We start from the raw sequence: 9698 nt of genomic DNA, 5'->3' as shown, positions 1-9698 counted from the left end.
GTCCCCGCCCGCCCGCGGGGGGGCGTCGGGCCCCCCGCGCGTCGGTCGCAAACGCGGGGGTGGTGGTAAGTTCAAACCCTTGAACCAACTTAAAACCCACCCACGACCGCTTACGGCACCGGCGCGTAGCCCGACGGCCGGGCGGTGAACGTGCCCCGGCCCTGGGTGCGGCCGCGCAGGCGGTTCGCGTAGCCGAACAGCTCCGCCACCGGGACCGTCGCCGTCACCAGCGCCGTGCCGCCGCGGACCGCCGAGGCGGTCACCCGGCCGCGGCGGGCGGCCAGGTCGCCGAGCACGCCGCCGACCACGTCGGCCGGAACCGTCACGACCACCTCGGCGACCGGTTCGAGCAGGTGCATGGCGCACGCCCGCAAGGCTTCCCGGAGGCCGAGCCGGCCCGCCGTCCGGAACGCCAGGTCCGACGAGTCCTTCGGGTGCGTCGCCCCGTCGGTCAGCACCACCCGCAGGCCGGTCACCGGGTGCCCGCCCAGCGGTCCGTCGGTCAGGGCGTCCCGGCAGCCGGCCTCGACCGCGCGGACGTACTCGCGCGGCACCCGGCCGCCCATGATCGCCGAGGCGAACTCGAACCCGTCGGCCGCCGGCGCGACGTCCAGGACCACGTGGGCGAACTGGCCCGCCCCGCCGTCCTGCTTGACGTGCCGGTACAGCAGCCCGGACACCCCGCGGACCACGGTCTCGCGGTGGGCCACCGACGGCCGCCCGACCGCGACCTCGAGCCCGCGGTCCCGCCGCAGCTTTTCCACCGCCACCTCCAGGTGCAGCTCCCCCAGCCCGGACAACACGGTCTGCCCGGTCTCCGGGTCGGTCCGCACGACCAGCGACGGGTCCTCCTCCGCCAGCCGCGCCAGCGCCGACGTCAGCCGCTCGCCGTCGCCCGCCCGGCGGGCCTCGACGGCCACCGAGACGACCGGGTCCGCCGTCGGCGGGGGCTCCAGCAGCACCGGGGCGTCCGGCGCGCAGAGCGTGGCGCCGACGCGCGCCGCCTTCGGCCCGGCCACCGCCACGATGTCGCCGGCCACCGCACTATCCACTTCGGACTGCCGGTCGGCCTGCACGCGCAGGACGCGCGCGATCCGCTCGGTGCGCCCGGCGTCGCGCACCTGGTCCCCCTTCCGCAGCGTTCCCGAGTACACCCGCAGGTAGGTCAGCCGCCCGGTGGTCGTCGCGACGACCTTGAACACGAGCGCGGCCAGCGGCGCCGCCGGGTCGGCGGGCCGGTCGCCGCGCACCGGCGGGACGTCCGCCGGCGACGGCAGGTAGGCCACGACGGCGTCGAGCAGCGGCTCGATCCCGCGGTCGCGGTAGGCCGCGCCGCACAGGACGACGAGCCCGTCGCCGCTGAGGGTCAGCTCCCGCAGGGCCTTTTCCAGCGTCTCGGCCGAGACGGTCCCGGTCGCGCAGAACTCGTCCAGCGCCAAGGGATGCAGCTCGGCGACGGCCTCCTCCAGCACGCGACGACGTCGTCGCGCCTCGGCCAGGAGGTCCGCCGGCACGTCCCGCAGGCGCAGCAGGTCGACGACGCCGGTGAAGCCGTCCTCGCGCCCGATCGGCAGCTGCACCACCAGCGGCGCCGGGTGCAGCCGCGCCCGGATCGACGCGACAGCCGTGTCGAGGTCGGCGCCCGCCCGGTCGAGCTTGTTGACGAAGGCGATGCGCGGCACGCCGTGCCGATCGGCCTGGCGCCAGACGGTTTCGCTCTGCGGCTCGACGCCCGCGACGGCGTCGAACACGGCGACGGCGCCGTCCAGGACGCGCAGCGCCCGCTCGACCTCGGCGGTGAAGTCGACGTGGCCGGGCGTGTCGATGAGGGTGAGCCGGTGGCCCCGCCACGCGCAGGTGACGGCCGCGGAGAAGATCGTGATGCCGCGGTCGCGTTCCTGCGGGTCGAAGTCGGTGACGGTGGTGCCGTCGTGGACCTCGCCCGTCTTGTGGGTGGCTCCGGTCAGGTGGAGGATCCGTTCGGTGACGGTGGTCTTGCCCGCGTCGACGTGGGCGAGGATGCCCAGGTTGCGGACGGTGGTCAGGTCGTGGGTGCGCATGGCACGGTCCTTTGTGGACGATCCGGTCGGGGCAGCGCGATTCGCCGCGACGGAACGCGTCACGGGTGCGGTGTCAGCCGCGCGGCGGACACCGGAGGCGCGAAGACACGAGGAACACCTCGGACCGCGGACGGGAGACGACGGCGACGGGCACGGCCGGCTCCCTTCATCAACGCGATCTTGGACTCCGGGTCAGGGTAACGACGGTTTCCCGGGCCGCCAACCGGATTTCCGCTCCGGGAACGCCGAAGGCCACCCCGGTCGCCCGGGGTGGCCTTCGGTTCGTCAGGCTCGGATCAGCTGGGGTCCTGGTCCAGCTGCGTGGCCGTCACCGCGTTGCCGACCTGGGTGCAGTCGTCGGTGGTGATGCCCGCGGTACCCGCCTTGGCGAGCGCCGCGCAGGAGGAGTTCAGGGCCTCGCCGACGTCCTTGAACGTCGCGCTCTGGGTGAGCGTGTTCTCGACGCCCCACCAGATCTGGACGGACTTGTCGAGGCCGAGGCCGCGCACGGTCTGGCCGTTGAAGGTGTCGCCGTCGGTGATCAGGTAGTCGACCTTGTTGACGACGCCGTCGTTGATGTGCTCGTCCGGGTTGTTCGTCTCCCAGCCCGGGCCGTTGACCATGTCCGGCTGCGGCGACAGCGACGAGCGCGACGCTGCCGAACGGCATCGCGAGGGAGTTCAGCGCGTGCATCGACGGCTGCGCGATGGTCGCGTAGGCCGGCGAGCCGGTGGTGGCCAGCGACACCGCGACGACGGCCGCACTCACCGCCGCCGTCCCTGCGATGACCCGTTTGCGTGACACCCGGTACACCTCCGTGGAAGCTTGATCACCTGACGTGAAGTCCGTGCAGGTTCACATGCCCCGAAGGTGTCGCACACCGGTCGAAAGTCGGTAACTGACCAAGTGTGGCTCTTAGGTCGGTAGTTAATCACCGACATTTTGGACGTCGCACAGACGTGATCCGGGAGTCGACACGCGTGATCAGAGGGTCGACTCGCGTGATTGGAGGGTCGACACAACGAAACGGCCCCGCCGTCACCGTGTCGTCGCCTCAATCACGCGTGTCGACTGCTCAATCACGCGTGTCGGCTCTTCGATCACGCGTCAGGAGGGGGGTGGGGCTACTACCCGGAGCTGGAGCATCGCCGCGAACCGGGCTTCCGGGTCCGTCATGTCGAAGCCGCCGACCTCGGCGAGCCGGCGCAGGCGGTAGCGGAACGTGTTGGGGTGCACGTGGACCGCGGCCGACGCGGCGATGACGTCGCCGAAGGCGTCGAGCCAGGCCCGCAACGTCTCGACCAGGTGGGCGTGGTGCTGCTCGTCGTAGTCGAGCAGGCGCGCGACCGGGCCGGTCGGGCGGTCGCCGCGGGCGGCGACCAGGTCCTGCAGCTCGAGCAGCAGCGCCTCGACGTGCACGTCGGCCAGCGACGCCACCCGGCGCCCCGGGCCGCTGCCCGACCGCAGGACCCGCAACGCCCGGTCCGCGCTGTCGCGGGCTTCCGGCAGCTCGGCCGCGCTGCGCGCCACCGGCCCGATGCCGACCACCGCGCGGACGCGGTCGCCCACCCGGTCCAGGAAGTCCTTCGCGATCCGCAGGGCGCGGCGCTCGCCGTCCGCGTCGCGGGTCACCGGCACCAGCCCGTACGCGGTGTCGCCGACGAGCGCCGCCGCGCAGCGCGGGTGCACCGCGCTCAGGTGCATCGCCAGACCGTCGGCCAGGCGCTGCCGTTCGGTGGCGATTTCGGCGTCTTCGGCTCGAAGGCCGGCACTGTCGAGCACCGCCAGCGCCAGCACGACGACCGGCTGGTCGGCCAGCCCCAGCCGGCTCAGCGCCTCCCGTGCGGCGGCCCCGCCTTCGAGCGCCGTGCTGACCAGGTCCGCGCGCAGCCGGCGTTCGACGTCGGCACCCGCCCGGACGCGCAGCAGGTGCAGCGCCACCAGGCGGGCCGCGTCGCAGAGGGCCTGGGTGCGATCGGGGGTCAGCGGCTCCCGCACCGCGGCCCAGATCGACCCGAGGATCTCGTCGCCCGCCCGGACCGCGACGGCCACGCGCGGGATCTTGAAGCCGTCGGGGCTTTCCGGCGGCCGGTCGACGTACACCGGCCGATCGCTGCGGTAGAGCTCGCGGAACACGCCGCGGTCGGCCAGCATCCGGGAGAACCGCTCGGGCACCTGCCGCCCCAGGATGGTCTCGACCCGCGAGGGGTCGGCTTCGTCCTGGCGTCCCGAGAACGCGAGCACGCGCGAGCGGCGGTCCTCGATGGTCACCGGGGCGTCGATGAGCGCCCCGATCGCGTTGGCCACGGCGAACAGGTCGCCCGAGGGCAGCCCGGCAAGCATCTCGGGTTGGGCGTCGCCGACGTCGCCCTCGGCCAGCAGCGACCGCAGCATCGCGGCGAGCTGGGCCCAGGACGCGCCGCGCGCCAGGCTCAGCAGCGCGACGCCGGTCTCCTCGACGGCGGCGGTGATCGCCGCGGTGACCGTGACGGGCGCGCGCAGCACGAGCCCGGCCGCGTCGTGACGGGCCAGGGTCCGCAGCTGGCGCACCACCTCGCCGGGGTCGGCGAGGCCGACGCCGAGCATCAGGGCGTGCTGGGGCAGGGCGGGCTCGTCGAGGGGGTCGTGGATGGCGACGCCGCCGATGCCGCCCGGGCGGTCGGAGTCCCCGAGGACGAGGTCCAGGAGCGTGCCGCCCAGGTCGTCGAGGACGCGGCCGAGGCTGGCGTGCGGGCGCATGTTCACCGAAACGAGCACCTCCCGAAGCTAGGCGCGATGCCACCAGCCTAGTTCGTTCCCGGGTACGAAATCAGCAATCGAGTTGGTTGCCGTCGACGAACTCCTCCCACCAGGGGATCATCAGGAAAGACGCGTCGCCGAGCCCGCGGAAGGGCCCGCGCCGCGGACCGGCCGTGAACGGCGGGTCGTGTTCGTGCCGGGTGCGCGGCCTGGTCTCCCAGATGTAGAGCGGGACCCGGCCGGGCACGTCCGGCTCGTCGCGGAACTGCTCGGTGACGAGGACGACGCGGTCGTGCCCGGCGAACTCGGCAGGAGTCCCGCGAAGGTCCGTGGCGTGCCAGCGGATCAGGGCGTGCAGCGGGGACTCGTCCGGATCGAGCGGGAACCGCCCGCCGCCGAGGACGGCGAGGTCGGCGGCCGCGCACCGCTGGCGAGGGCGAGCCCGAAGACGATCCAGGTGTCGCTGCGCGGTTCGACGACGACGAGGGTGCGGCCGGGCAGCCGCGGGACGACGCCGAGACTGTGCCGTGCCCCGGCGGCTAGCTCAGCTTCGCCGCCACGTTGTACGCCTCCACCAGCAGCCGGGCGTTCGGCACGCGCCGCCGCGGCTCGACGCGGACCGTGCGGCTCTCCCCCGGCAGCAGCCAGAAGTAGTTGTCGTCGTAGCGGGTCGGCAGGACGCGGTCGGTGCCGTTGTGCTCGCGCAGCGACAGCCGGATCATCGCCGCGACCGTCGTGCCGTCGTTGCGGATCGTCGCCGTGTACGCGTCGCCGTCGGCCCTCAACGACGAAGTGAGCCGCGCGCCCGGGAGCTGGTTGAGCGCGCGCATGGCCGTGTCACCGCGATAACGCCAGTACGTGTTCTCCGACAGCACCGCGCCGCGCGCGTCGGTCAGGGTCAGCCGCAGCAGGTGCACGTCCGGGTGCGCCGCGTCGAACGGCACCGTGAACGCCGCCGCGCCCACGTTCGCGGCGACGTCCAGCTTCTGCTGCGCGGGAGCACCGAGCGAGGCACCGTCCAAAGAGAACAGCCGCGCGGTGACCGTCACCCCGCTCAACGCGGCCGGCGTGTGGTTGACGACCCGGACCTGCCACGTCGTCAGGTCGGCCTGCACGTGCCGGGCCTCGCAGCCCTTGCGCGCGCCGTAGTAGCTGCCGTTGACGTCGAGGTCGTAGTCGTAGGTCTGCCAGACCGTGCTGTGCCACGCCGGGTGCGACATCCACAGCAGCACGCCGGTCGCGTCGGCCCACAGCTTCGTGTTCCAGGCCTCGAAGATCGCGCGCATGCTCTCGTAGTTGACGAACTGCGCCTTGCGGCAGAACTCCGCCAGGCTCGTCGACGGCGCGAGCCGCGCGTCGATCGCCGCGAGGTAGCTCTGCGGCGACTGGTTGCCGGCGGTGGACCAGTCGTGCAGGAACCACGGCGCGCCGATCGGCCAGCCCGGGTCGTCCTTCCCGACCAGGTTGCGCATGCTTTCGACGACCGACACCGTCGGCAGTCCGATCTCGCTCCAGAACCCGTACTCGCCGCCGGTCGCCTCACCCGTGAAGTACCGCTTCGGGTCCTGCCAGTAGTAGGGCCCGTCGCCGGTGATCACGCCACCCGCCGAGTTGCCCTGGTAAAGCAGGTCCGTGTGGTCGTGGACGAGGGCGCGCAGCGCGTTGTCGATCACCGGCGGCGGCGTGCCCTCGTTGCAGCCGAACCAGACCGTCGCGCACGCGTGGTGGCGGTAGCGCAGCACGGTGTCCTTCGCCTGCGCGAGGAAGACGTCGTGGTTGGCCGGGTCGGTCGACCAGCCGTCCCAGAACTCGTTCCACAGCAGGATGCCGTACTTGTCGCAGGCGTCGAACAGCTCCTGCCGGTACGACGAGCCCACCCAGTTGCGGATCAGGGTGAAGTTCATGTCGCGGTGCATCGCGACGACGGCGTCGGTCCGCTCGGGCGTCATCCGGCGCAGCAGCTCGTCCCAGCCCCAGCTGCCGCCGCGGGCGAACACCTTGACGCCGTTGACGAGGAACGTCAGCGGCTTCGGGCTGTTGTCCACCGACGCGGCGTCGGTCCAGGTGTCACCGTCCTGCGACACCTGGATCTTGAACGTCGCCGCGTAGGCGGTCTCCCAGGTCAGCACGACGCGGTCGAACGCGGTCGCGGCGCCGAGGTCTACCTGCAGCCACTGGTTGTCTTCGTAGGCCGACGTCCAGCGCGTGTTCGGGTCGCCGTCGAAGGCCCGCTCGGGCGGGTTGCCGTCCGCCACCGACTGCGAAGTCGCGGTCTTGCCCTGAGCCAGGTCCGTCTCCGGCGCCTTGCTGTCGGCGACGGACATCGTCCAGAGCGAGAAACCCCAGCCCGTGGCGCGCTTGAGGCCCTGCATCCGGACGAACCGGGCGTTCTGCGGCGTGAGGTCCACGGACTGGGTGGCCCGGCCGTCGGCGATGACGATCGGCAGGTCGTACTGGTAGCCGATCTGGCGCAGGCCGATCTTCGTCGTCCGCCGATCGCTGGTCGACGCGCCGATCGCCGCGGTGAGCGTCAGGTCGTAGAGGTTCGGGTCGCCGTAACCGTTGGGCCACCACAGCTTCGGGTTCTCGACCTGCTGCGCCGGGAACACGACGTCGGTGCTCTGCCCGGCCGGGACGGTGACCGTGCTCGACACGGTCACCGGGCCGAACGCGGCGGTGACCTTGACGCGCTGGGCCGTCGCGGCGGCGTTGCGCACCGGCACGGTCAGCGTCACGACGGCGGTGGCGGCGTCCGGCACCTTCGTGTCGACCCGGACGTCGCCGAGGACGGCGGCGCCGGTGGAGCGCAGGCGCACGTGGTCCCAGATGCCGGACGCGCGGTCGCGCACCGCCGGCATCCAGTCCCAGCCGGACACCGCGAGGTAGGTCGGCGAGTTGTCGAACATCGTGCTGCCGGCGTCGACCCAGGAACTACCGTTCGCCCCCTTGTCGCTGGGGCTGCCGGGCCGCGGCATCGGCGAGATCTTCACGGCGAGGGCCTGGTCGCCGGAGCGGCGAAGGGCGGCGGTGACGTCGTAGGCGCCGCGGCCGAACGGGTGGCTCTGGGTGCCGATTTCGGCGCCGTTGAGCCAGATCTGTGCCTCGTGGTTGACGCCGTCGAACTCGAGCCAGACGTGCCGGCCCGCCGAGGTGTCGAGGCCGCGCGGGAGCGAGAAGCGGCGCCGGTACCACCAGGCGTGACGCGACAGCGCCTCCGGGACGTGCAGGGTGTTCATCCCGGAGACCGGGTCGGGCAGCTGGCCCTGCTCGACCAGCGACGCCAGGACCGTGCCCGGGACGGTCGCCGGGAGCCAGCCGCGGGTGTCCACAGTGGATCCCGACAGCGCCTTGCCGTCGGCGGTGGGCGACCAGTCGTCCATCGTGAGGACCCAGCCGGACTCGAGCGGCACGGTGCCGTCGGGCGCGACGGCGAGCGCGGGCGGGTCGTCGTGCGGGCGGACCGGGAAGCTGGTCCAGCCGTGCACCGCCGGGCGGTTCTGCGGACCGGTGCCGAACACCTGGAAGCCGTTGAGGCCCACGGGGTTGGTCGTCGAGCGGCTCGAAGCGGTGAACCGGACCCAGCGGGCGGTGACGGCGGTGAGCGGGATCGTCACGACGCCGCCGGTGCCGGCGTCGGTGTGGTGGACGGTGCGCCAGGCCTTGCCGTCGCCCGAGACGTCGAGGTCGAACGCCGTGGCGTAGCTGGAGAGGATTTCGAAGCCGCTGGTGTGGCTGCGGGAGGCGGTGACGTCGAAGGCCGGGTCGCCGGGCCGCGCCTCGAAGGTCAGCACGACCGAGTCGAGCCGGCACTGGCCCTGCAGGTCGACGACGATCCACTGGCCGTCGCCCGGGGTGGCGCGCCAGCCGGAGCCCTTGACGCCGACCTGCGCGAGGCCGTCGACGGCGAACTCGGCCGGGGTGGCGGCGTAGTCGGTCGAGGACACCTGCACCGGCCGGAACAGGGCGAGGTCGGTCTTCTGCGCCTGGCTGTCGGCGACGGCGGGCGCCGCGGACGCGACCCCGGGCAGGACGGCCGCGAGGCCGAACCCGGCCAGCAGGCCGGTCCCGGCGGCCAGGACGTGCCGCCGCGAGACGGCGGCCACCTCCGCGGGCTCGACATCCGCGGTGATGCCGTACTCCTCCGCCATGCGGGAACTCCGATCGCAACAGGGTGACAACGTTGCCAGGAAGCTTCCGCCGTGCGCGCTGGAAGCGTCAAGAAGACAAGGAAGACAAGAATTCGGAATAATGACATCGATGTCGGTGCGCGGTTCACCGTGCCCCGCTGAGCGGTGCCCGCTACGGTTGCAACGGCTGCGCAACGAACCGATCCGGGAGGTCCCGATGGTCCAGGTCGAACGCACCGTCACAGTGCGCACGCCGGTCGAGCGCGTGGCGGAGTACCTCGCGGACTTCGCGCACACGGAGGACTGGGATCCGGGCACGGTTTCGTGCACGCGCGCGGACGCGGGGCCGATCGCGGTGGGTGCCGAGTGGCACAACGTGTCGGAGTTCCGCGGCCGCCGGACGGAGCTGGACTACCACCTGACCCGGCGCGAGGCGGGCCGCGTGACGTTCGTGGGCGAGAACAAGACGGCGACCTCGACGGACGACTTCGGCCTGTCGGCCGGCCCGGACGGGACGACGGTGCGCTACCGCGCGACGATCGTGTTCCACGGGTGGGCGAAGCTGGCCGGCCCGCTGTTGAAGCGCGAATTCGAGCGGCTCGGGGACGAAGTGGTGCCGCAGCTGACGCGGGCGCTGGAGGGGCTGGGCTGAGCGAGGCTGGTAGCGGGATCGTGGCTGCGCGAGCGGGGCCAAGTGAGTGATTGACGCCGGAACTCGCGTGATCAGGCACGTGACTCGCGTGATTGAAGGCGGAACTCGCGAGTTCCGCCT

General features: G+C 72.6%; 5 protein-coding genes and 1 pseudogene. 1 reads left to right on the top strand and 5 read right to left on the bottom strand.

Annotation, left to right across the window (positions count from 1 at the left end):
* Nucleotides 1-110 precede the first annotated feature (110 nt).
* The 5 genes and pseudogenes from fusA to AB0N03_RS25170 all read right to left on the bottom strand — a co-directional run bounded on the left by fusA (nucleotide 111) and on the right by AB0N03_RS25170 (nucleotide 8947).
* Nucleotides 111-2060 (bottom strand): elongation factor G, encoded by a 1950-nt coding sequence (gene fusA / locus AB0N03_RS25190; RefSeq protein ID WP_364376352.1) that lies wholly within the window; start codon nucleotides 2058-2060, stop codon nucleotides 111-113.
* Between the two features lie 296 nt (nucleotides 2061-2356).
* A pseudogene (locus tag AB0N03_RS25185) lies at nucleotides 2357-2713 on the bottom strand (M4 family metallopeptidase); the annotation flags it as partial.
* A 454-nt stretch (nucleotides 2714-3167) separates the two neighbouring features.
* Nucleotides 3168-4799, bottom strand: coding sequence for a helix-turn-helix domain-containing protein (locus AB0N03_RS25180; protein ID WP_364376726.1), 1632 nt, complete (start codon nucleotides 4797-4799; stop codon nucleotides 3168-3170).
* A 70-nt stretch (nucleotides 4800-4869) separates the two neighbouring features.
* On the bottom strand, nucleotides 4870-5046 hold the full coding sequence (locus tag AB0N03_RS25175) for a hypothetical protein (protein ID WP_364376349.1): 177 nt from the start codon (nucleotides 5044-5046) through the stop codon (nucleotides 4870-4872).
* Between the two features lie 292 nt (nucleotides 5047-5338).
* Nucleotides 5339-8947: a discoidin domain-containing protein gene (locus AB0N03_RS25170; RefSeq protein WP_364376346.1), complete on the bottom strand. Its 3609-nt coding sequence runs from the start codon at nucleotides 8945-8947 to the stop codon at nucleotides 5339-5341.
* 196 nt (nucleotides 8948-9143) lie between these two features.
* On the opposite strand from AB0N03_RS25170, the gene AB0N03_RS25165 reads away from it, so the two are divergent.
* Complete coding sequence (locus AB0N03_RS25165; protein WP_364376343.1) at nucleotides 9144-9578, top strand: SRPBCC family protein; 435 nt, start codon at nucleotides 9144-9146, stop codon at nucleotides 9576-9578.
* Nucleotides 9579-9698: the final 120 nt, after the last annotated feature.

Source organism: Amycolatopsis sp. NPDC051061, from assembly GCF_040682935.1.
Taxonomy (GTDB): domain Bacteria; phylum Actinomycetota; class Actinomycetes; order Mycobacteriales; family Pseudonocardiaceae; genus Amycolatopsis.
The sequence above is the reverse complement of the archived record's forward strand: the minus strand, read 5'-3'. Positions and strand labels throughout refer to the sequence as shown.